Below are 22,582 nucleotides of genomic sequence, written 5' to 3'. Positions count from 1 at the left end.
TGGCTTGACGAGGCCTGAAGATTGGCCCTGTCAATTCCAGCAGGAATAGTTGTCGGCAAGCGAACTGCGGCAATGCTGCACCCGAAGAGATTCGAACTCCTGACCCCCAGATTCGTAGTCTGGTGCTCTATCCAGCCGAGCTACGGGCGGGCAACAGCCAGGCTTTCCATGACCCCGCGACCCGATCGTGAACGACCGGTCGTTTTCGGATTCAGCCCTTGCGCTCCTGAAGGCTGTTGCCGCCGTCGACCACCAGCAGGGCGCCGTTGACGTAGCTGGCGCCTTCCGTTGCCAGAAACACCACCGCGGCGGCAACCTCGTCCGGTCGCCCGGCCCGCGCCGGTGGCGCGTGCAGGGCAGCTTGCCGCTCCATTGCGCTGACGAGCCCGTTTCGATCCAGCCGGGGGCCACGGCATTGGCCGGGATGCCGCTTTTTGCCACTTCGAGCGCCAGCGTGCGCGTCAGGCCGACCACGCCGGCCTTGGCGGCGGAATAGGCGAATGATGGCCTTACCGTGTATTGGCCATGAGCAGAAAAGTGGTGTTGAGTGACATTGATGGTTACGCTTTGAAAAATAGAACGAAATGAGTCACATATCATAGAGGCCTGCAATGTCAGTCTGTCCAATCTCAGTGTGGTTTAAAAAAAGTAGCTAAATGATTGAAAAATAAAAAATTAGCCGTGGCGGCCATGATGGATCGGACGGATAAAATAAGAAAATCAGGCACTTACAAGGATACGTGTGCAAAAACTGCACACGAAAGTTCTGCTTCTCTTCCATTTTCGTTCCCGCGCTAGGATGGCCGCCAAGTCTCCAGAGACGGCTATTTCCCTCGGCAGTCGCCCGGTTTTCGAGATACCTAGGCATTGCCCGCGCGCTGGCGCAGGAGCCGCGCGTTATCATCGCCGACGAGGCGGTGTCGGCGCTCGATGTCTCCATCCAGGCGCAGGTGCTAAATCTCTTTTGGCGGAACTGAAAGAGCAACTCAACTTGTCGCTTGAACGAGCAGCTTGCCTTTAGTTGCGAGTATCCGGGCGAGGCATGCGGCGCGCGGCCACAATTTCTGATCTGGGACAATTCAATTGCATTCTCAGGTGGGGTGGAGGAATGCAGCGTGAAGATGATCCCAGTTCCAATGGGACAGGAGAAGATCGGGAAACCCACGTCATAGTGGACTGGGGGTCTACCCTTGCGCCAGCGCCGAGAGCGCTGCTGTATCATCGAGGCCGAGCAGCTGCGCCGCGAAGGCGGCGGCTTGGTAGAGACGGAGATATTACCCTCGACGGCGTGAAATAAGGCGCCGCCACGACTCCAGGCGATGGTGCTGGAGAGGCCGTGGCGCGAGCGCAAGCGGCGCGGCGTCGACGCCCAGCCGGAGGTGTCTGCATGCCGGCGATTTCGTGCGCCTTGACATCTATGGATCCGTCGAAGGCTATTTGTTTGATCTCGGCCGCTCGCGCATCGTCGACCAAGAGCCGAACGAGCTTCAGGAAGAGATCATTAGCGATCCGTGCATGCCGGAACCGAGCTGCTGTGGCCTGGAGAGAGGCTTGGCGCCATTGCGAAACTCTGCAGCAGGTCTTTGCAGACTCGGCCTATGTGCGCCGTCACGGCATGCCACGTGCTACGACGGGAGGCGCATGACCTTGCGATGAGAAGCTCGTTCTCGATTGCCTCGCACCGATCAAGCTGATCGGCGCGGTGCCTTCGATCAACCGGACCCATTTCGTGTAATTTCCACTGGCTCACACGCCTGCGCGTCGAGCGTGCTCATAAAACCCGATCGAGATGCTGCCGGTGGCTTGGAGGAACCAGAAGCAGGCTACGCTAGGAAGGCTAATATCCTGTTAGCCACAGCATCGGGCCGCTCGCGGTGCAGGAAATGGCCGCACTCATCGAGCACCTCGCTGGCCAATGGGCCATGATAGTAGCCTTCCTGGCCCAATTGCGTGTCGACATGCAGATCGACGCCATCGTTGGCGCCCTGCAGGTTAAGCGTCGGGCAGGTGATCGGCGGCAGTTGCGCAAGGACTGCATCTGCATTGCTATCCCGGCCATCAGCTGCGGGATCTTCTTGGCCCCTGTAGGCAGAGAGTACAACGTCGATCCAGTCAGGATTTTGGGCGGAGCGCACGACTCCAGCCAGATCGGCCTCGCTGAAACGCCACCCAGGCGACCACTTCGTCCACACGAACCGGATGAACCCGGCACGGTCCGCTTCCAGTATCGACTTGGCTGCCGGGCTCTGGAAGAGCCATTGGTACCACCCAGCGTGGAACGTTTCCCAGCTTGGCAGCCGCCCCTGGGCGAAGACTCCCATGTTTAAAAGGCCATGGCCGTTAAGGATCACGAGCTGTTCTGCACGGAGGGGATTGAGAAATGCCATCGCCTGCGCAGTGGCCGCACCCCAGTCCTGACCGATGAACACCGCCTTTTCGATGCCCAGCGTATCCATCAGGCCGATTAGGTCGCGGGATCTGGCCGATGCCCGACCGCTTCGCGGCGATGTCTCTGCTTTGAAGGCCGTTGGGCCGCATCCACGTACATACGGCGCGATGGCATAGTGGCCGCCTGCGGCCAGCAGGCGTCCGACCTCCCGCCACGCGCTCGCATCATCGGGAAAGCCGTGCAGAAGAATAAGCGGAACTCGCTCGCTAGGGGTGCCGTAAACATCATAGCCGATGTCGAGATCTTCCGTTGATATGTTTTTCATGGATCGGTCTCCCTGTTGCAAATGAATTTACTCTCTCACTGCTGTCGGCCTAAACCGCCTGTATCCTATCCGTATCTTGCGAGGTCGATAAAGGAACCTGGTGTGCCCCTGCAATCGGCGACGTCGTGGCCATGGCATTGCGAAACTCCTTCCGCCATTGCACTATCTGAGCGCCGCTTGGGATTTAGCAGTGGCAAATCCGCAACCCCATCGAGGTCATGGCTCAGAAACATACGCAGCGCGCTTCGTCCCATCCCTGGATCGACACGGTATGGCAGACAGTCTGTCTTGAGGATGGGGTTTACCGAGCCACCCCGGACGGGTCCTGGGATTTGATCCTCAGCGTCGCGCCCGATGGTGAGCCGACGATCTTCCTGAGTGGGCAGGCCGCCGAGCCGGTCGACGTTCCCTATGTGGCGGGCGAGCACTCGGTCGTCATCTCCTTCGCCGCCCACGTCTATCTTTCGACCGAGAGCGAGGTGAGGACTGGCGCGACGATCCGCCTCCTGCCGGTGCAGGGCGAGCACTTCAATCTTGACGGGACCGACCTTCCGCTGCCGACATTCGCCAATGCCGAAGACCTCATCGACCGGATGATCCGGGCAGGGCTTCTCAAATCCGACGATCTCGTCGCCAGGGCGTTCTCCGAAAGGCCGAAGGCCGCGTCGAAACGCTCGGTCCAGCAGCATTTCAAGCGAACGACCGGCATCACCATGAAGGACTTTCAGATGATCCGGCGCGCCCAGGAGGCGGTGCGTCGGTTGAAAAGCGGCGAAGCTCCTGCAGCGGTTGCCGCTGATCTCGGCTTTTCCGATCAGCCGCACATGATCAAATCCATCAAGAACATCATGGGGCATCTGCCATCCGATCTCGAGCTGGTTCACAAACTATGGGCGCCGGGCAGCAAGTCCCGCCCGGCGCCCGTGAAGTGAAGGCCTCCTACCGAGATCAGCCCTTCAGGAGCGCCGCGAACTGGCGGATGTCGCCGACAAAGAAGCCAGGGTCCTCCCAAGCCGCGAAATGCCCGGCATTCTCCATGTCGTGAAATTGAACCACGTTCCCCGATGTCTGCCGATCCGCCCATTCACGCGGAAGGCGCACGCCACCCGAGATGGGCGCTGCGCTGGCCACCGCAACCGGAACGCCGGTGTTCTTGCCCCGGATGGTCGGCGGCTGCATCGCATTCTGATTATAGATCCGGAAAGACGAGGGCGCCGTCTCGGTCAGCCAATAGATCATGATATTGGTGAGCAGGTCGTCACGGCCAAACCGCGCATCCGCCTCGCTGCCAACGCCCATTCCGGCCATGAAGCTCATGATCCAGGCCGCGAGGCCGACCGGCGAGTCGTTCATCGAGAACGCCAGGCTTTGTGGCTTGGTCGCATGCACCAGATTGAAGGCCCCGTGGGTGAAGAACCACTGCTGGATGGCGCCGGCATAGGCCTGTTCCGGCGGAGTCAGGGCAGCAAAGTCCGTGCTCTGGTCCGGATAGCCGACATCGGTCACGTGGTAACCGAGCAAAACCTCCGGATGACGCTGGGCCAGCGACATGGAGATGATGGAGCCGCCATCACCGCCCGCGGCGATGAATTTTCCATAGCCGAGCGTCTCGGTCATCAGACGTGCGAACAGATCGGCGACTGTGTCCATTGGCAGGGCGGTCTTGCCGGAAAAGCCGCTACCTGGAATGGAGGGGACAACGACATGGAAGTCCTCGGAGAGCGGCTCGATCACCCGGTGGTAACGATAGAAAGAGTCTGGCCAGCCATGCAGCAGCAGGAGCGGAACCGCGTTCGGATTCTTCGAGGGCTGGTGGACGAAATGCAGATCGATCCCGTCTATACTGGCCTTGAAATTGGCAAGCGCGTTCAATCCCGCCTCGGCTCGCCGCCAATCGTAGTCATTGACCCAGTATTCGGTAAGCCGCTTCATATAGCCGAGGTTGGTTCCCATAGCCCAGCCTGCATCGGCCGGCTCATCCGGCCAGCGCGTGTGCTGGAGCCGGTATCTCAAGTCGGCAAGCTGGGCGTCGGGCACAGCAATTTCGAAAGCTGTCGGTTTGGTCATGGCAGAGGTCTCCTGTGAGAACGTGGTTTTGCTGGCGAAGCCACCGAGTAAAGCTGAGGCGGCGAGGGTCTTGGCAAATTGACGGCGGTTCATCTCTTGTCTCCGGCGCGTTGTGATGAGGTGAGGCTAGGGGGCGCGGCAGCGAAGCGATTGTAAAAATGCGAAAATCATGGCCCTGCACCGCCGCTGATGCGGCCAAAGAGTGAGGAAGCTATTCGGCATTCTCGGCCGTAGCCTCCGTGGCGATCCAGATCCTGAGGTTCGTGTAATAAAAATCAATTGTTGACAATTAATAAAAAAGCGCGCGATGATCTTCGAAATTCGCAGTCGGAAGCGCTTGAAATGCTCACATGCATGGTTGGCTGGTCGCACTCCAAGTTCGGCAGGCTGGACGCCGGCCTGGAAGAACTGATTGCCGGTGTTGTCGCAGGCGCTCTGGCCGACGCCGGCTTGCTGGCCGGCGAGATCGACGAGATTTTCGTCGGCACCTTCAACCCGGGCCTCGTCGAGCAGGATTTTCCGTCCTCATTGGTGCTGAATGGCAGTCCAGACTTGCGCTTCAAGCCGGCGACCAGGATTGAAAATGCGTGCGCTACTGGTTCGGCCGCCGTCTATCAGGCCGCTCGCGCCGTGGAATCGAACCGGGCCCGCTTTGCCCTGGTGATCGGCGTCGAGAAGATGACGGCGCGGGACAGCGCATCGGTCGGTCGGGCGCTTTTGAAGGCGAGCTATGTCGACGAGACAAAATCGATCGAGGGCGGTTTTGCCGGCGTCTTTGGACAGATCGCTTCTTCCTACTTCCAGAAATACGGAGACCAGTCGGACGCCCTGGCAAGGATCGCGGCCAAGAACCATCGCAACGCCGTCACCAATCCGCTGGCGCATATGCGCCAGGATCTCGGCTTCGACTTCTGCCGCAACGAATCGGATCGCAATCCAATCGTCGCCGGCCCGTTGAAGCGCACCGATTGTGCGCTGATTTCCGACGGTGCCGCAGCGCTGGTGCTGACGGACGCCGCCACAGCGTTGCGCATGAAGAAGGCGGTCGCACTGCGCGCCATGTGCCAGACCAGCGACTATTTGCAACTGTCGAGACGGGCGGATGTCACGTCCTTCGAAGGCGCGGCGCACGCGTGGTCCGGGGCGATGGCTGAGGCCCACCTGACCAACCGAGATCTCGATTTCATCGAGCTGCATGACTGCTTCACCATCTCGGAACTCATCCAGTATGAGGCGCTGGGCATTGCACCGCGCGGAGAGGGCGCCCGCGCGATTGAGCACGGCATCACCGAAATGGGCGGCGAACTTCCCGTCAACCCGTCCGGCGGGCTGAAGGCAAGGGGCCATCCGGTCGGCGCCACTGGCGTCTCGATGCTGGTCAACGCCGCCATGCAACTCACTGGCGAGGCGGGCGACATGCAGGTCAAGGACGCCCGGCTGGGCGGCGTCTTCAATATGGGCGGCGTCTCGGTCGCCAACTATGCCACCATTCTCGAACCGCTCAGGTGAAGCGCCCGTGTCGACCTTCAACATAGGCCACTTCCTGACGCAGAACGCGCGGCGCTTCGGCGACCATCCCGGCGTCGTCGTGTCCGAGCGGACATTCACCTGGCTGGAGGTCGACCGGCGGGTCAACTGGCTCGCCAATGCGCTGGTTAACGCAGGCATTCGTGCGGGCGACCGGATCGTGGTTCAGGCGCGCAACAGCCACCGTGCCTTCGAAGTGAAATGGGCTTGCTTCAAGCTGGGCGCGGTCTGGGTCCCGGTCAATTTCCGGCTGACGCAGGCCGAGGTCGCCTACATGACCAGACACGCCTCGGCGCGGGCGATCGTCTTCGACGGCGAATTCGCCGAGCATTGCGAGGCCGCGCGGGCCGAGTTGGATCCGGCGCCGCTATCCGTCTGCCTTGACGGCCCACTCGAAGGCAGTCTCGTCTACGAGCAACTTCTCGCCGACGGCGACGACAGCTTTGTCGAGGCGGATGTCGAGCGGGACCAGCCGGCCTGGTTCTTCTACACGTCGGGCACCACCGGGCGCCCCAAGGCCGCGGTGCTCACCCATGGCCAGTTGGCGTTCGTCGTCGCCAGCCATCTGGCGGACATGTTTCCGGGCACCAGCGAGAAAGACGCATCGCTCGTCATAACGCCGCTGTCGCATGGCGCTGGCATTCATGCACTGGCCCATGTGGCGCGCAGCGCACCGCAGATCATCCTGACGGCCACGTCGCTTGACCCGGAAACGGTCTGGCAGACGGTCGCGCGGCACAAGGTGACGAATTTCTTCGCCGTGCCGACGCTGCTCAAGACCCTGGTCGAGCATCCGTCCGTCGATCACCACGACCGCAGCTCGCTGCGTCACGTGAATTATGGCGGCGCGCCGATGTTCCGGTCCGACCAGGCGCTCGCCGTGGCCAAGCTCGGAAACGTCCTCGTCCAACATTACGGCCTTGGCGAGTTTACCGCCAACATCACCGTGCTGTCGCCTGGCCAGCACGGGTTGGCGGAGGCCGGCTCGCCGGACCATGCCGTGGGCAGATGCGGGGTGCCTCGCACCGGCGTTGAGGTCGCGATCCTTGATGCCGACGGCCGGCGCCTTGCTGTTGGCGAAACGGGCGAGATCTGCGCCCGTGGCCAGGCCGCTTTTCTCGGCTATCACAACGATCCGGATGCGACAGCAAAAGCCTTCCGGCACGGCTGGTTCCACACCGGCGACCTAGGCTTCCTCGACGAGCGCGGTTTTCTCCATATCACCGGCCGCGCCTCCGACATGTATATTTCCGGCGGGCTGAACGTCTATCCGCGCGAGATCGAAGAGGCGATCCTCAACGACGAGCGGATCGACGAAGCGGCGGTGGTCGGCATGCCGCATCCAAAATGGGGTGAATGCGGGGTAGCGGTGGTGGTGGCGAAGGCCGGCTGCGAGATTGCCGCGAAGGATGTCATCGACGGCCTCAACGGCCGCATCGCAAGATACAAATTTCCCAACCAGGTGGTGTTCTGGCCGGAGCTGCCGAAGTCCGCCTATGGCAAGGTGCTGAAGCGGGAGATCATCAAACGGCTCGCGGAAGAGCACGAGCGCACGGCTTGACCGAGCAGAAGGTGGCGACAATGAAGATAAAAGGCCTGGATCATGTGGTGCTCACCGTCAGGGACATGGCGCAGACCATAGATTTCTACCGGCGTGTGCTCGGCATGCGCCATGTCGTGTTCGACGGCACCTACAATGCGCTGCATTTCGGCAACCAGAAGATCACCCTTCATCCGTATCGGCGCGAATATACGCCACATGCCGACATTCCAGCGCCGGGGACCGGCGATCTGTGCCTCATCGCCGAAGGCGGCATCGACGACATCGTGCAGGAACTGGGCACGCTCGAGATTCCCATCGAGGTGGGGCCTGTCGATCAGACCGGCGCGGGCGGCGCGATGCGCTCGGTTTATTTTCGAGATCCAGACAGAAATCTCATCGAAGTTGCATGCTACACATCCTGACCCGCTTCCGTTCAAGGCTCATTCCATGGCTCGTCCCAAACTGATTCGCAGACCCGCTCCGCAAATGGAGGTGACCCGCCGCAGTCTCGATGCGCAGGCCGCCGACAAATTGCGCGACGCGATCCTTACGGGTGTGTTTGCGCCCGGTGAGAAGTTGACCGAAGAGGTGATTGCTGAATCGTTTGGTCTCAGCCGTGGAACGATCCGCGCATCGCTGCGGCTTCTGGTTCACGAAGGGCTGATCGTTCAGGAACCCTATCGCGGCTACAGCGTGAGGTCGCTGACCTCTCGCGATGCCTGGGAGCTGTTCACGCTACGCAATACGTTGGAAGCCTTTGCTGCACGGCTGCTCGCCGAGACCATCACCGAAGAAAAGCGGGATCGGCTGGACCAAGCCTACGACAAGGTCGTGAAGGCGGTCACGTCCGGCGTGCGGACGCGCGCGGTGGAAGCGGACTTCCAGCTTCACCTGACGATCGCCGAGCTCACTGAGCATTCCGCCCTGCAGGCACACTATGCACTGATCGCCGGCCAGGTCCGCCTCTATCAGTCTCTGGTCAGCAAGTTTCTTTCGCTGCAGGACTACATCGTCACCCATGAGTCCCTTATCGCGGCGATGCGGGAAGGTCGGGCTGGCGAGGCCGAGCGACTTGCCGCGGAACACAACACCGCAGATGGCGAACGTCTGGTTGAATGGCTCCGCGAGGCGGAGGGCCGATCCGAAGACCGTATCCGGGGCGGCTCTGTCGGTCTCTTTGTGTCCTAGGAACGAACGAAAGGAGATACCTTTCAGGGCAAACAGAATTGTTAACAATCAATAATCAACAATCAATTGTAACAATAAGGGGAATGACCATGTCAAGAAAGCGCAGTTTTTTGGTCGCCTGGTCGCTTTGCGCCGCCGCAGCCTTTGCCTCGTCCGCCGCAAGTGCTGCTGATGAATCGCTGAGCCGCATCAAGGTGGCCAAGAAGGTGGTTGTCTGCTCATCCAACGACGTTCCATACGCCTACAAGAACCCCAGCAGCGGCAAGGTGGAAGGCACGGACATCGACATGGTCCGTGCCATCTTCGAACCGCTGGGCGTGCCGGAAATCGAACTTTATGAAGTGCCGATCTCGGGAATCATCTCGGCACTGAACACCAGCCGCTGCGACCTGATCTCGGATAACATCGCGATCACCGTCAAGCGCTCCGAGCAGATCGCGTTCTCGGCGCCGATGTACCGCGCCGGGCAGGCGCTCGTGGTGCCCAAGGGCAATCCCGCCAAGATCAAGAGCGAGGCCGATTTCCCGGGCCATACGGTCGGGTCCTATCTGGGAACCATCCAGCTCGACTGGCTGAACAAGATGGCGGCAGCCGACTCCTCCGTCACGGTCAAGGCCTACAAGAACATTCCGCAGATCCTCGCCGAGTTGCGCGCTGGGCGCCTGGATGCGGCCGCTTTCGACGACATGGTTGCGGCCGACGCGCTGAAGAACGATCCGACGCTGCCGGTCGAGATACTGAACTACAAGATGCCCATCGGCGACTATGCTGTGGGCGCCGGCTTCCGCAAGGACGACATTGCGCTCAGGCAGGCGTTCGACGAGCAGAACCGACAGCTCCAGCTTTCCGGTGGGCTCCGCAAGGTTCTTGAAAAGTGGGGTCTGCTTCCGGTCGAGCGGTATTTTCCGTTTCCGAACTGTTGCAGCTAAGCACTGACAGGAGATCGCAATGAACGACGTGCTCGAGTTCCTGCCGGCGCTGCTGAGGGGCGCTGCCCTGACGGTCGGGATCACGATCGCGTCGACGGCGATTGCCCTTGTGCTGGGCCTTCTCATTGCGCTCGCCCGCATGTCGCCCATCGGACCCGTCCGATGGGCGGTGGCGATCTATGTCGACTTCATCCGGGGTACGCCGCTGCTGCTGCAGCTTTTCTATATCTACTATGTGCTCCCCTATGTCGGCATCTACATACCGGCCCTGGTTGCCGGGATACTCGGTCTGTCGCTCAACTACGCGGCCTATCTCTCCGAGGTCTACCGCAGTGCCATATCGGCAATTGGCAAGGGACAGGTCGAGGCTGCACGTTCGCTCGGCATGCGCCCGACACCCATGTTCCTGCTGGTCGTTTTGCCGCAAGCCCTTCGGATCGCCATTCCACCAATCGGAAACTACTTCATCGCCATGTTCAAGGACACCGCGCTGGTGGCAGTGATTTCGGTGAACGAGCTCATGTTTACCGCCGACCAGATCGCATCGACGACTTACAAATACCTGGAGGTCTATACGGCCGCCTTCGTCATTTATTTCATCGTCAGCTATCCGGCTTCGATGCTGATCCTGAAGATTGAAGACCGCATGAAACGCGCTCCCGCCGGCTGAGATCACCGTCGAATCGAAGCGAACTGCAACCTCCATCCTGGACATCGTCGCCTGTCGATAGCTGGCGTCGTCTCAAGCCTACGCGCAACTGCCATGAAAGAGATGGAAATGAAAAGGACACTCAACTTGCACCGCGAAGGGATGGCATTCATCGATGGCAGCTATGTTCCGATCGCGGAAGCGTCGATCCCATTGATGGACTGGGGCTTCACGCGCGGCGATGCGTGCCAGGACACGGTTTCCGTTCGCAATGGCGCGTTCTTCAGGCTGCAGGACCATCTGGATCGCTTCGAACAATCCTGTGCCCGGCTGCGCTACACGATGCCCATCGAGCGCAAGGCAATCGAGACGATCCTGAAGTCCTGCGTGGAGATGACGGGACTAGCCAACGCGACGGTCCAGATGATCATGACACGCGGACTTGGCCCCGCCGGATCGCGCGATCCGCGTCTTTGCAAGAACAGGTTCATGGCGTTTTGCGTTCCGTTCGTGGTCGTCGCCAACGAAGAACAGCGCAAGCGTGGCCTCTCAGTCTGGATTTCCAGCCGGTGGCGCCTGCCGCCAGACTCGGTTCCCTCGCAGATCAAGAACTACAACTGGATCGACTTCGTGCTCAGCCTTTACGACGCTTACGATGCGGGATGCGAAACGTCGCTGATGAAGAACCATCTGGGCACCATAAGTGAAGGTCCCGGGTTCAACGTTTTCGCGCTGACGGGCAAGGTACTCTCTACACCAGGATACAATGTACTTGAGGGAATAACACGTCGGTGCGTCATCGAGATCTGCCGTGAGATCGGCCAGCCGGTGGACGTCAAATCGATTTCGGAGAGCGATCTGATCAGCGCGGACGAAGTGTTTGCGTGCAGCACGGCGGGCGGCATCATGGCGATCACCAGCGTCAATGGCAAACTGATCGACGACGGAAAGCCGGGCTCTCTGACGACGAGGCTGGGGGAAATCTACTGGAGCAAACGCGACCAAGGCTGGCATGCTACACCTATTAATCAACTTTGATCCCAAGGAGCATAGCCAAGTTGCCCGTCGAGGTGGTTGGCGCAAGGCGGATCTTGCCCAAAACGCACGCGCAAACGCATAAGATTCAAGCGTCCCCGTTAACCATCAATTAACTAAGTGATCGCCTTTGGTTCTATCTTGGAGGATACTGATTGGCGAAGCGGTGAGTTGCTCCAGGAGCATAAGACAAGGGAGCAATTGTCCCGCTGGCGCACCTGCCACTTTCGCTCGTGCGCGACAGCCGAAATTGAAAAAAGGAAGCGACGGAATACCGTCGTCTCACCGGGGAGGCGCCAGCATCATGTTCGATGAGGAGCGCCAGAATGAAGATCGAAGAAGCAGTTGCAGCGGCGACAGCCGAAGCGAGCACGCTGCTGTGTTGCCTCGGCCAGCCTGTCGTGGCCTACCACGTCATGGAAATAATGAGAGAGGCGGACGTAGACCACGCTCGCGAGATGCAAATCGCATTGGTGCGGCGAAGCATTGAGGCTCTGGTCGATGATGGCCTGGAGGACGTCGCCGCCGAACATTTTGCGTCTCTGTTCAATGGTCGTGTCGGCTTGACCTGGAGACTCCTGCACTCGCCCGACGGCGCGCCGCACTGATATCTACCAAACCTGCCTCGCTCAAGCAGAAGACAGGGAAACGAGTAGCGAGCGCCGAGCGCACTCTCTACACTGAGTCGCTTGAAGGGAACGGCCGCGCGTGTTTACGAGTGGCCGCTAGCGGTTAGACGAAGCGTCTTTGCCTAGCGTACCTACCTTCACTGGGGCGACTCTCGTCAGGACTTCGTTTAGGTTTCTTGCGTTGAGCAGAACCAGATAGCGACCAAGCCGGACGAGGGCGTTATCCGCTTGCGGCCCACTCCAGTGGCTGAGCCTGCATTTCCTGCGCGCGGTCAGGGTGTGAGCCTTTTGACGGGTTCCAAGGCCAAACTTCAGCCGTAGGCAACGAGTGAGGTTTGGTGGGTCACGCCCTCGTCGGGCCTGTCCGGGTCTATGTCCACGACCGCGAAATAAGCTTTGCACGAGGGCGAAGCCATGATGTGTTCCATCACCCCCATTGGCATCGGCGGCGCTGCGCCAATGAACGAGATCGAGAACGACTTTCGGCACCAGCAGCTCAACCTCGCCTGCCCCAATGAGGGCCTCGAGCGCGCCGATGACGGGCTGCTGCCTATAATCCTTGGCGATGTCCAGCCAGACGCACGTGTCTACGAGAACCCTGAGCATCGAATCCGCCCCCCATCCGGTAGAGATCATCAACGCAATATCCGCCTTGGCGGCTCGTTGATCCGCTCTAAGCTTCCCCAGCCAACCCTGGCTCCAGTTCTTGGTGCGTTTCGACTCCCATAAGATGGCGCCGCACGGCTGGCCGACCGGCCCCACGACGCGGTGCAGGACATCTCCGCCGAACTCACCCTTGGCAACCGGTTCAATGATGTCCATCGGGAACCGGCTGGCAATGAGGGCTTCCAGCTCAAGCTCCAGCACCTCGCCCTGCAGCTGCTGGGAACCCTGTTCCGCACGGCGCTTCAGCTCCTCAATCTGACGCGCTGCATACCGGCGATCTGTTCTTCTTTTCCGCAACCTTCATCTTAAGGCCGTCTTCGGCTTCGGACCTCGCCTTGACGCGAACGGCGTCCAAGGCTGGGCCCTATGCTTGTTCAAGTCAATCACACGTATCCGCAGCCTTCAGCGCACACAGCCGGCCGATCTGGACAGCGCCGGCCGGCTGCGTGCATCGATAGGCGCGTGTCGCTCACGGACGAACGCGGATGACCGTCTTCCCCTTGCGTCGCTCGGTCGGGTTGAAGGCGGCGACGGCATCGTCGAGGGTCGCGATGTTGCCGATATTCGTCCGCAGTCGTCCGTCCCGTACTCGCTGGACGATCTCACACAGTTGGGCACGGTCGGAGTCGACAACGAAGTCGACCGCCAGGCCGTCGGCGGGCCGCGCCTCGGGTGGGCCGACGACGGACACCAGTGTTCCTCCGGCTCGAATCAGGCCTGCGGACCGCTTCCCGATATCACCGCCGATGACATCGAACACCAGATCGACTTCGCCGATGTCTTCCAGAGCGTCGTTCTCCAGGTCGACGAACTCCTGCGCGCCAAAATCGAGCACCATCTGACGGTCGGCGGTGCGCCCGGTGCTGATGACGTAGGCGCCTGCCTGTCGTGCAAGCTGCGTCACCATCGACCCGACTGCGCCGGCCGCGCCGTGCACGAGGATGCTCTGCCCCGCCTGAAGACGGCCATGCTGGAACAGCCCTTGCCATGCGGTCAGTCCCGAGATCGGCAGGCTCGCGCCCACCGTGAAATCGACGTCGCCCGGCAGCGGCGCGAGGTTGCGTGCCTCGATAGCTATATACTCCGCCAGGGTGCCGTTACGATACCAGTCGGCGAGACCGAACACCCGCTGTCCTAGCGACAGTCCCGCTGTGCCGTAGCCGAGGGCGGTGACCACTCCGGCTAGTTCGTGTCCGGGGATCGAGGGCGCCCGGTCACGGTCGAGGCGATCGGTCCAGGTCGAGGGCCACCCCAGCTCCGTCGGGACGAATCCAGACGCATGAACCCGAACGACGACGTCGTTTATCGCTGCCTGCGGCTCGGGCCGCTCCACCAGCTTCATTCCGGCCGTTCCAGCGGCCTGGTCCGTGACAACGATTGCCTTCATCGTCCATCTGCCTGTGTGTGGTAGGTCGTCATCTTCTGAATTCCTTTGCCGACGAGAGAAAAATGGGAAACGCGAAACTAATGGGTCCAACAACCTTTGGTTATTGAATCGATGCCATGGACGCGGCGCGCAAAAATCAACGGTGCTGTACAAAACATCTGCTTCTCACGTTAAAAGGGAGCGTTGTCCTAAAGCCAGGTTGCCACTGATACTGGCGCGAGGAAACCGGCATCGAGCGTCCATGGACGAGCGGACACGCATTCTGGGATCCGGAGCTGGCCAGCGCCGAGAATCAGTGCGCCCAGCGCGCGCGAATCTGGCTAAGGACGGGAAAGAGCTCGGTTGGGTCGCAGCGTCGAGTGTGCACGAGTTCATGCAGCTTGCTTTCGGCCTTTGCTGTTTCCAGTTTTTCTTCTGCCAAGCCCGAGCTCAGCCGACGTTGAAGCCCGACGAACAGTTTCAACAGATGAAGGGATGTCGCCATCGGCACGCCCTTATAAAAAAATCGCACGCCAGACGCGAGAGATGCCTCGGAGCGCGATGTTTGGCTCAAGCGCCCTTATCATGCTCACCGTTCTTCACGCTCGGCCGGTACTCGCTAGGACTCAACGTTGTAGGCTTTGCGGAATGCTCACACGAAGCTAGAGCGTCGCCCCCGAAGGCGAAGGCGCCGCGTTCGAATTGTGACGGGGAGCGCCATCATCTCGATGCCTGCCCTATGCGTGCCCATGCCTGCCCTCATAGTGGCATCCTTCGCGAAATGTCAGCCTCGCACCAATCCAGGACATACAAGTTGGTCGCCAGGAATTTGGCTCCGTTTCTATGCCTTCCGCTCAACCAGCATGTAGCCGACCCCGCGGACCGTCTGAATGTTGGCTGACGCATCTGGTCCGAGCTTGGCCCGGAGATAGCGAATGTACACCTCCACGATCTTAGTCCCGGGATCGAAGCTGTATGACCAGACATTATTGAGGATGCGCTGGCGGCTAACTACCTTTCCCGCATTAAGCAGCAGGAAGTGCAGAAGGTCGAATTCACGTCGGGTGAGGCGGATTTCCCTGCCGCTATCCGTCAAGCGGCGAGCGCTCGTGTCGAGGTTGAGGCCGCCGATTCGAAGCGACTGCTCCTCCCCTGTTCCCGGACGGCGTCGGCGCAGGGCGTCAATCCTGGCCACCAGTTCATCAAAGGCAAACGGTTTGGTCAGGTAATCGTCGGCACCGCCCTTGAGCCCATCCACGCGATCCTGAATTGTCTCCTTGGCCGTCAGCATCAGGATGAGGACCGGCCACTGTTCCGATCGAACGATCCGGCACAGCTCAAGACCATCCAGATAGGGGAGCAGGCGGTCCAGGATCACAAGATCGAACGGATCCGTGCGAATGACGGCCAGTCCCTCGCGGCCGTCCTCGGCGACACTCACGTGAAAGCCTTCCGCCTCCAGCCCTCGGCGAAGGAAATCGGAAACACGCCGGTCGTCTTCAACGATCAGGATTCGTATCATCGGTGCGTTGTACCAGCGGGAGCTTGATTCTGAGGAGGGTTCCGGAAGGCTCGATCCCTTCAAGGTCGATCGTGCCGTCGTGCCTGTCTATGATCTTCTTGGCGATCGCAAGCCCAACACCGAGCCCATCGGCAACAGACCTCTCGTCCGCACGCCCGCGATAATAGCGGTCAAACACGAACGGAAGATCGTTGGCGCCGATCCCGGAGCCGTTATCGCGGATGACGATCTCGAGCACGCCGTCGCGTTCCGCCATCTCGACCATGATCGTCTGGTGTGGTTTTGAGTATTTTATGGCGTTGTCGAAGCCGATCAGCAGCGCCTGTTTGAGGCGCTGGGCGTCACCTCGAATGAGGCTATGGTCTGCGTTAAGTGAAAGATCAACGGATATTTGCTTGGGGGCAGCGAGTACGGACGCTTCCTGAACGGCCGCCCTCACAACCTCGCCGCCATCGATGATTTGCGAGGAGAAGCTCATATCTTCCGCTTCGGAGCGGGCGACGGCGAGAAGGTCCTCCAGATTGCGAGCCATATCCTCGGCATAGTTGCGGATTCGGCTCAGGGCTTCCCGGTAAGGTCGAACACGCGGTTGGCCGCGAAGGGCGACATCCGCTTCTCCACGCAGAATCGTCAGCGGCGTGCGCAGCTCATGGCTTGCCTCCGCAAAAAACTGGGTTCGCCGGCTGTTGAGAGCCCTCAGTCGTCTATTCGCTTCGCGAAGCTCGCGCGTGCGCAGCTGAACTTCCGCCTCCAGCCGGTCCTGGACCGAAATCAGAGCGGCACGTTCGATCTCGAGCGCCTCGGCCATGCTGTTGAAACTTCGCGACAAGGAGGCGAACTCGTCGCGTCCGGTTGCGGGGATGCGATGGTGGAGCTTACCCGCTGCGATAGCTTTGGCGCTTTCATTCAGCTCACGCACAGGTGCGGCGATCGACCGTCGCAGAACGAGGCCGAAGCCCAGGCTGCCCAGCATAAGCAAGGTGGAGGAGCCGCTGGTCATGAGCAGCAGATGCCATTGCGCACCACGAACCCGTCCGAGTTCCGCTCCAACCTCGCTGCGCTCGTCGTGCAGGGCAGCCTCGATCATTCCTTCGAAATCGCTCTCCAGCCGATGCTCTACATCGTTTCGGAAGCTTTCCACGATGCCTGTCGGATCGCCTCTTGATCGCTGGCCGAATAGCCGTTGGGCAGCTCGATCGATAGCCTCGAACACCGCTTTGATGCGGCTGACGAACTCGAGTTCGCCCTCCTCCTGGCTTCTGTCACTCCAATAGGCGAGAGCACCAAGCTCCTCGCGCGTTGCGCCCTCCAACTTGTGGAATCCAGAATACAGATCTCGTCGTGCCGCCTCGAAGTCCGGCATCTGCTCGGGCCCGAGCAGCAGAACCTCGGCGAGTTGCTCGGTGTAGTTGTTGGCCTGGCCGTTGAGCTCTGCCAGCGCTTCAAATCGTCCGTGGACACTGTCGACCCGGCGGACGAATTCTTCCGTTAGGTGCAGTGTGGCGAGTGCCAATCCGGAAATCAGCCCGACGAGGGCGAGGATAAGGATTTGAAACAGGAGGATGCGACCTCGAACAGTCATGCGGGTGATCCCTGCTGGCGATCGACTATCGTCTCTCACCAAATTCTAACCGGAGCTCTCCCGCCCGTCTAACCATAAGCCCCTAAATTCGAACGCTGGGACGTGCGGCGGCCGTGCGCCTGCCCGGTCGCCATATTGGCGACAAGCTCGAAGAGGTTCGATTGGCACAGGTAGAACCCCAGGCTGAGATCGGCTCCCTTGTCAGGGGAAAGATACTGGCGTTCTGGCCCGTGTGGCGCACCGCGCTGGTCGGAGCCGGTGCATGCCTCGTCGTTGCCATTATCGAATTCGGCCTCCCCGCTCTCCCATCCGACGCTCGGCGAGCACTAGAGATCCTGCTCGTCGCGATCATCGGCTGGACCTTGACGCCGTTCGACGACACCTTCGTTGCGATCGCAGCCGGGCTGGCAATGGCGCTGCTCGTCAACCGTGATCCCGGGGTGCTGTTTCACGCGCTTGGGGATGAGTTGATCTGGCTGTTGTTGGCCTCTTTCATCCTTGCGGCCGCCGTCAAGGCAAGCGGGGGCGCGGATCGCATTCTCGGCCTCGTGACAGGGCGCATGCGGTCGGTCCGCGCGGTCGCCTATGCCTTGGCCGCGGTCATGGTCGCCACAGCTTTCATTATTCCGTCGACGTCGGGACGGGCAGCCTTGATGATCCCGGCCTATCAGGCGGTCGCCGGGCGCTGTGGAACCGCCCGGCTGCGAAAGGCATTCGCGCTGCTGTTTCCCACCGTCATTCTCCTCTCGGCCTTTGCGTCGCCCGTGGGCGCCGGGGCCCATCTCCTGGCGATCGAAATGGTCAACCGCCTCTCGGGTGTGAAGGTCAGCTACCTGGAATGGATTGCCTTCGGCCTGCCGTTTGCGGCCGTGAGCACCTTTGTTTCAGTTGAGTGTCTTCTCCGACTTTTCCTGTCGCCCGTGGAGCGGCGAACAGCGCTTCCGCTGCCGGCTATGGTGACCAATGCCGATATGGGGCTGGCCCGGCAGCCGATACTCTGGGTCGCCGCCGGCGTTGTCATCGCGTGGCTGACAGAGCCCGTTCATGGGCTAAATGCGACTGTCATCGCACTTAGCGGCGCTCTCGTAGCGTCGCTTCCGGGGCTCGGCTCGGTAACCTTTGACGACGCGATCAGGAGTGCCGAGTGGAAGCTGCTCCTGTTCCTTGCCGCGACCATCTGCCTGGCAGACGGCTTGGTGGCTTCGGGTCTTCATCAATGGTTGATCGAGACGACGGTGAACCCACTGCTTGTCACCGGCCTGGGGCCGGTGATCCTTCTCTCGTTGCTCGCCTTGCTAGGCCTTTTCAGTCATCTCATTATTCACAGTCGCACGGCGCGCGTATCGGTGCTGCTGCCTCCGGTTCTGATGATCGCGTCGACAGCGCGGCTCGATCCGCTCCTTGCAATGCTCGTGCTCGTCTCGGCGACCGGCTTTTGCCAGACGCTCATGATCTGCGCGAAACCGGTCGCACTTTTCGGAGGACTCGACGGCGATGGTTACGGCCCGAAGGACCTGGCCCTTCTGAGTTCCATCCTGCTGCCGGTGCAATTCATTCTCATCGTCGTGTTCGCGGTGGCCGCGTGGCCAACCATCGGAGCCCTGCTCACCACGCTCGATCCGCAACTTCCGGGAAGGCCTTAGAATGTCGAAAAAGAAAGCGTCGAAGAAAAGAAGACGGCTTCGAGTGTTGGTCGCACCCTCCGGCTTTAAAGAGAGCCTCGGCGTTCGTGATGTTATCGACGCATTGGCGCGGGGCGTCCGCAATGCGGTTCCGACAGCAAAAGTGCTTAGCCTTCCGATGGTGGATGGAGGCGAGGATTTTACGCGGACGCTTGTTGAGCTGTCCCATGGTGAGTTGCATTCCGTCACCGTCACGGGACCGATCGGGCAACCCGTAGAGGCGACCGTCGGCTTTCTCGGGCGAGGAAAGAAGCGGACCGCCGTTCTGGAAATCGCGGCGGCCGCCGGGCTGCGGCTCGTTCCCACGGACATGCGCGACCCGACCCGCACTACAAGCTATGGGGTGGGGGAGTTGATCCACGCGGCGCTCGATCTTGGCGCCGAAAGAATTCTCATCGGCTGCGGTGACTCAGGCGTCAACGATGCGGGAATGGGGATGGCCCAGGCGCTAGGCGTGCGTTTGCTCGACGGCGGTGGCCACCCGATTTCGGGCAGCGGCTCGGGGCTTTCATCACTGGCTCGCGTCGATCTTTCCGATTGCGACCGCCGCCTCTCGAAGGTTCGTATCGACGTCGCCGTGAACCCTTACAACATGCTGCTCGGCGAGAGAGGCGTAGCCCGAGTGTTCGGCCCGCAAAAGGGTGCAGCGCCTGATCAGGTAGCGTTGCTCGATCGGGGCATGGAAAATCTCGCTCATGTCGTCAGTCGCGACCTCGGCATCGACGTGGCGCCGCTTGTCGGCGGAGGAGCGTCCGGTGGACTTGGCGCCGGTCTTCACGCCTTCCTTGGAGCGCGGCTGCTACCACGCTTTGATCTTATCCGGCGGTATATCGATCTTGATCGCCGACTGGCGGACGCCGACATCGTCATGACGGCCGAGGGCGGCTTGGACGGACAGACTGGCTTTGGCAAGGTGCCGGCGGAGATTGCACGGCGCGCAAAGCGTTATAATCTCCCCGTCATTGCCTTGGCGGGCACGGTCGGAGCGGGCGCCGAGGCGACCCACGAGATTGGCATCGACGCGTTCTTCAGCATTCTGCGCCGGCCGTGTTCCCTCGAAGACGCGATCCGCGACGCCGACATGCTGCTGGCGAATGCCGCCGAACAGGCGATGCGGCTGATGTGGGCGGGCGCGCGTCTAAGTTCGGGTAATGGATCTCGTCTCCATCAAAGACGCCGGCCGCGAGGCTATCGTGCGGCCTCGCCACGAAATTTCCTGAAGCAAGCGAAGACTGCGGTCAACAAATGATCGAACGACCCCAGAGTGATCGTCTCGCTTCCCCGCTGCCAGTGCTTGGTGTCGAGCGGCGGATAAGTGGTTCGCGGGAGTGTCAGAATGGCCTGAAGCGCTGCGCTACATTCTGACCAACTTCTGTGGGGACCGCGTAGGCATCGTCCAAATTGATAGAACAGCTTATTTCGGTTTTCCTTCTTTCCTTCGACAAATCGAATGGGAAATGGCTCTTGGTGAGGCAAGACGTCTCGCTTGGCAGTTAATCGTGAGAATGCGGTCGATTCGGTTGGGTTTGGCAGTTAATTGCGAGAATGGGGTAGCTCGGATTCTCAATTTAACTGCAATCGCATCAGCGTGAAGGTCATGAATCCTTTGAATTTCACAAACCGTCTTCGATAAATTCGATCCCGTTACGTTGCCGACGCTGCTTCTCACATTAAATGCCAATGGCCCGGTATGATTATCGAATTAAGTGCACGTTCTCAAATTAAGTGCACAGCTAACCAACTGAAATCATTGACAAGGGATTCTCACGATTAACTGCAAAGCGACACCCGCCATCGAGCATCGGAATTCTTGACAGAGCAGTCCAGAATGCCTAGTTACGTTCCATGGCAAGGCACAAGGAATTCGACAGGAACATGGCGATTGATGCCGCGGTAGTCATGTTTCGCGAGCACGGTTACGAGGGTACGTCCACCGGCATGCTGGTTGAGGGGATGGGTATCGGCCGTCAAAGTCTCTACGACACGTTTGGTGACAAGTGGCAACTTTACCAAGCGGCGCTGCAGCGCTATTCGGCGGCCGAGACGTTGGAACATGCGGCTGCTCTGAAGCGCGGACCGCGCGCCATCGATGGAATTCGTGCAATGCTTTCTCGCGTCGTGGAAAAGGCGAAGGAGCCGTGTCTCGGCGTCGCGGCGATCTGTGAGTTTGGTCGAAGCAAACCCGAGCTCGCGAAAATTCAGGACGCCTCCGCGCGCGGGCTGCGAGCCAATATTTCGAAGGCGATCCGGGAGGGGCAGGCGGAAGGGAGCGTTTCCGACGACGGCGACCCCGGTGAGCTCGCTGATTTCCTGGTCGCGTGCATCGCGGGAATCCGAGTCGCCGCGCGCGGCGGCGCCGATCGAAAAGCGCTGAACAGCCTCGCGCGACATGCGCTACGCGCCTTGCGCTGACCATCATCGTCTTTTTTGGAAACCGAAATGAAAGCCGTGGTGATGAACGGGGTCGGCGACACCGGCGTGATGAAGTTTGTCGATCGCCCTCAGCCTGCAGTGACGCCAGGAAGTGTCCTCGTCGAGGTCGCGGTCGCCGGAGTCAATTTCATGGACATAGGTGTGCGCCAGGGCATGGCGTGGACTGAAACGCCTAATCCGAAAGTTCTTGGCGTAGAAGGCGCCGGCCGCGTGCTTGAAGTCGGGGGAGGGGAACGCGATTTCCACGTTGGCGATCGTGTCGCCTGGGTCGATGCGCCGGGAAGCTACGCGGAGCGCGTTTCGATCCCGGCAGACTCGCTGGTGAAGCTACCCGATGCAGTCGACGATCGAACTGCTGCTTCCGTCATGATGCAGGGGCTGACCGCCAGCCACTTCGCCACCGATTTCTACCCGGTGCAGCCCGGAGATATCGCGCTTGTCCATGCTGCCGCGGGCGGACTCGGCCTGCTGCTGACGCAGGTCATCAAGCTCAGGGGTGGCAGCGTGATCGGGCGCGTCTCATCTGTGGATAAGGTGGCGGTCGCAAGGCAAGACGGCGCCGAGCATATCATAGTCGATACCGAAGGAAAATTTGCCGAAGAGGTGCTGCGCCTGACGGGCGGCGAAGGCGTGGATGTCGTCTATGACGGTTCCGGTCCCACGACATTCGAGGGTTCGCTCGACGCGCCACGCCGCTCCGGCGGTCCCGGAGCGCTCGACATCATGCAATTGCCGAAGAGCATCAAGATTGGTTATGCGGTTTTTTCCGACCATATCCATACACCGGAGCTGCTGCGATTGCATTCAGCGCAGCTTTCGACTGGATCATGGAGGGTAGGCTCAGCGTCCGGATCGGCAGCGAATATAAGTTCGCGGATGCGGCAAAGGCCCATGCCGACATGGAGAGCCGCCGGACGACGGGCAAGCTGCTGCTGACCCCATGACACACGACCCGGTCGATCCGCAGGTTGGGCCACGCCGTGGTGACCCACAAGTGCTACCGATCCATATCTGTGTATAGCAGCCACTCGGCCGGGTCGTGTCTACCTT

General features: G+C 60.5%; 18 protein-coding genes, 1 tRNA gene and 3 pseudogenes. 13 read left to right on the top strand and 9 right to left on the bottom strand.

Translation table 11 applies throughout. From position 1 onward, the window contains the following. Positions 1-76 precede the first annotated feature (76 nt). The 3 genes and pseudogenes from NKG95_RS13240 to NKG95_RS13225 form a co-directional block, all read right to left on the bottom strand. A tRNA-Arg gene (locus NKG95_RS13240) sits at positions 77-149 on the bottom strand. A 62-nt stretch (positions 150-211) separates the two neighbouring features. Beyond that, positions 212-600, bottom strand: a pseudogene (locus tag NKG95_RS13235) (SDR family NAD(P)-dependent oxidoreductase). 1,223 nt (positions 601-1,823) lie between these two features. After that, positions 1,824-2,714: an alpha/beta fold hydrolase gene (locus NKG95_RS13225; protein ID WP_353041020.1), complete on the bottom strand. Its 891-nt coding sequence runs from the start codon at positions 2,712-2,714 to the stop codon at positions 1,824-1,826. 218 nt (positions 2,715-2,932) lie between these two features. Here NKG95_RS13225 and NKG95_RS13220 point away from each other — a divergent pair, with 218 nt between their 5' ends. After that, positions 2,933-3,646 carry a helix-turn-helix transcriptional regulator gene (locus NKG95_RS13220; RefSeq protein ID WP_353041018.1) on the top strand — a complete coding sequence of 238 codons (714 nt, stop codon included), beginning with the start codon at positions 2,933-2,935 and terminating at the stop codon, positions 3,644-3,646. A gap of 16 nt (positions 3,647-3,662) precedes the next feature. On the opposite strand, the gene NKG95_RS13215 is transcribed toward NKG95_RS13220, so the two are convergent. Next, positions 3,663-4,781 (bottom strand): epoxide hydrolase family protein, encoded by a 1,119-nt coding sequence (locus tag NKG95_RS13215; RefSeq protein WP_353041016.1) that lies wholly within the window; start codon positions 4,779-4,781, stop codon positions 3,663-3,665. Between the two features lie 342 nt (positions 4,782-5,123). Here NKG95_RS13215 and NKG95_RS13210 point away from each other — a divergent pair, with 342 nt between their 5' ends. The 8 genes from NKG95_RS13210 to NKG95_RS13175 all read left to right on the top strand — a co-directional run bounded on the left by NKG95_RS13210 (position 5,124) and on the right by NKG95_RS13175 (position 12,260). Then, entirely contained in the window at positions 5,124-6,290 is a 1,167-nt protein-coding gene (locus NKG95_RS13210; RefSeq protein ID WP_353041014.1) for an acetyl-CoA acetyltransferase, read from the top strand. 7 nt (positions 6,291-6,297) lie between these two features. Further along, positions 6,298-7,869: an AMP-binding protein gene (locus NKG95_RS13205; RefSeq protein ID WP_353041012.1), complete on the top strand. Its 1,572-nt coding sequence runs from the start codon at positions 6,298-6,300 to the stop codon at positions 7,867-7,869. 20 nt (positions 7,870-7,889) lie between these two features. After that, entirely contained in the window at positions 7,890-8,273 is a 384-nt protein-coding gene (locus NKG95_RS13200) for a VOC family protein (RefSeq protein WP_353041010.1), read from the top strand. Between the two features lie 25 nt (positions 8,274-8,298). Further along, positions 8,299-9,039: a GntR family transcriptional regulator gene (locus NKG95_RS13195; protein ID WP_353041008.1), complete on the top strand. Its 741-nt coding sequence runs from the start codon at positions 8,299-8,301 to the stop codon at positions 9,037-9,039. 89 nt (positions 9,040-9,128) lie between these two features. Continuing rightward, positions 9,129-9,968, top strand: coding sequence for a substrate-binding periplasmic protein (locus NKG95_RS13190; RefSeq protein ID WP_353041006.1), 840 nt, complete (start codon positions 9,129-9,131; stop codon positions 9,966-9,968). A 19-nt stretch (positions 9,969-9,987) separates the two neighbouring features. After that, entirely contained in the window at positions 9,988-10,638 is a 651-nt protein-coding gene (gene ehuD / locus NKG95_RS13185; protein WP_353041004.1) for an ectoine/hydroxyectoine ABC transporter permease subunit EhuD, read from the top strand. Positions 10,639-10,731: 93 nt separating this feature from the next. After that, complete coding sequence (locus NKG95_RS13180) at positions 10,732-11,655, top strand: aminotransferase class IV (protein WP_353041002.1); 924 nt, start codon at positions 10,732-10,734, stop codon at positions 11,653-11,655. Positions 11,656-11,978: 323 nt separating this feature from the next. Then, complete coding sequence (locus tag NKG95_RS13175) at positions 11,979-12,260, top strand: hypothetical protein (RefSeq protein ID WP_352642843.1); 282 nt, start codon at positions 11,979-11,981, stop codon at positions 12,258-12,260. Between the two features lie 645 nt (positions 12,261-12,905). Here NKG95_RS13175 and NKG95_RS13170 read toward each other — a convergent pair. The 5 genes and pseudogenes from NKG95_RS13170 to NKG95_RS13150 form a co-directional block, all read right to left on the bottom strand. Then, a pseudogene (locus tag NKG95_RS13170) lies at positions 12,906-13,302 on the bottom strand (DUF2130 domain-containing protein); the annotation flags it as partial. 114 nt (positions 13,303-13,416) lie between these two features. Continuing rightward, positions 13,417-14,334, bottom strand: coding sequence for an NADP-dependent oxidoreductase (locus tag NKG95_RS13165; protein WP_353041001.1), 918 nt, complete (start codon positions 14,332-14,334; stop codon positions 13,417-13,419). A 292-nt stretch (positions 14,335-14,626) separates the two neighbouring features. Further along, on the bottom strand, positions 14,627-14,818 hold the full coding sequence (locus tag NKG95_RS13160) for a hypothetical protein (protein WP_353040999.1): 192 nt from the start codon (positions 14,816-14,818) through the stop codon (positions 14,627-14,629). Between the two features lie 336 nt (positions 14,819-15,154). Continuing rightward, a complete protein-coding gene (locus tag NKG95_RS13155) occupies positions 15,155-15,835 on the bottom strand; it encodes a response regulator transcription factor (RefSeq protein ID WP_353040997.1) in 681 nt (226 codons plus the stop codon). Further along, positions 15,813-17,456, bottom strand: coding sequence for a sensor histidine kinase (locus tag NKG95_RS13150; RefSeq protein WP_353040995.1), 1,644 nt, complete (start codon positions 17,454-17,456; stop codon positions 15,813-15,815). The genes NKG95_RS13155 and NKG95_RS13150 overlap by 23 nt, the downstream gene beginning before the upstream one ends. Before the next feature lie 74 nt (positions 17,457-17,530). On the opposite strand from NKG95_RS13150, the gene NKG95_RS13145 reads away from it, so the two are divergent. The 4 genes and pseudogenes from NKG95_RS13145 (at position 17,531) to NKG95_RS13130 (ending at position 22,476) form a co-directional block, all read left to right on the top strand. After that, complete coding sequence (locus NKG95_RS13145; protein WP_353040993.1) at positions 17,531-19,060, top strand: SLC13 family permease; 1,530 nt, start codon at positions 17,531-17,533, stop codon at positions 19,058-19,060. Between the two features lie 43 nt (positions 19,061-19,103). Further along, positions 19,104-20,348 (top strand): glycerate kinase family protein, encoded by a 1,245-nt coding sequence (locus tag NKG95_RS13140; protein ID WP_353040991.1) that lies wholly within the window; start codon positions 19,104-19,106, stop codon positions 20,346-20,348. 596 nt (positions 20,349-20,944) lie between these two features. Then, a complete protein-coding gene (locus NKG95_RS13135) occupies positions 20,945-21,511 on the top strand; it encodes a TetR/AcrR family transcriptional regulator (RefSeq protein WP_353040989.1) in 567 nt (188 codons plus the stop codon). Between the two features lie 27 nt (positions 21,512-21,538). After that, positions 21,539-22,476: pseudogene (locus NKG95_RS13130) on the top strand (quinone oxidoreductase family protein). Positions 22,477-22,582 lie beyond the last annotated feature (106 nt).

It is taken from the genome of Mesorhizobium sp. M1423 (assembly GCF_040317575.1).
GTDB lineage: Bacteria > Pseudomonadota > Alphaproteobacteria > Rhizobiales > Rhizobiaceae > Mesorhizobium.
This window is presented reverse-complemented; position numbering and strand designations above follow the sequence as displayed.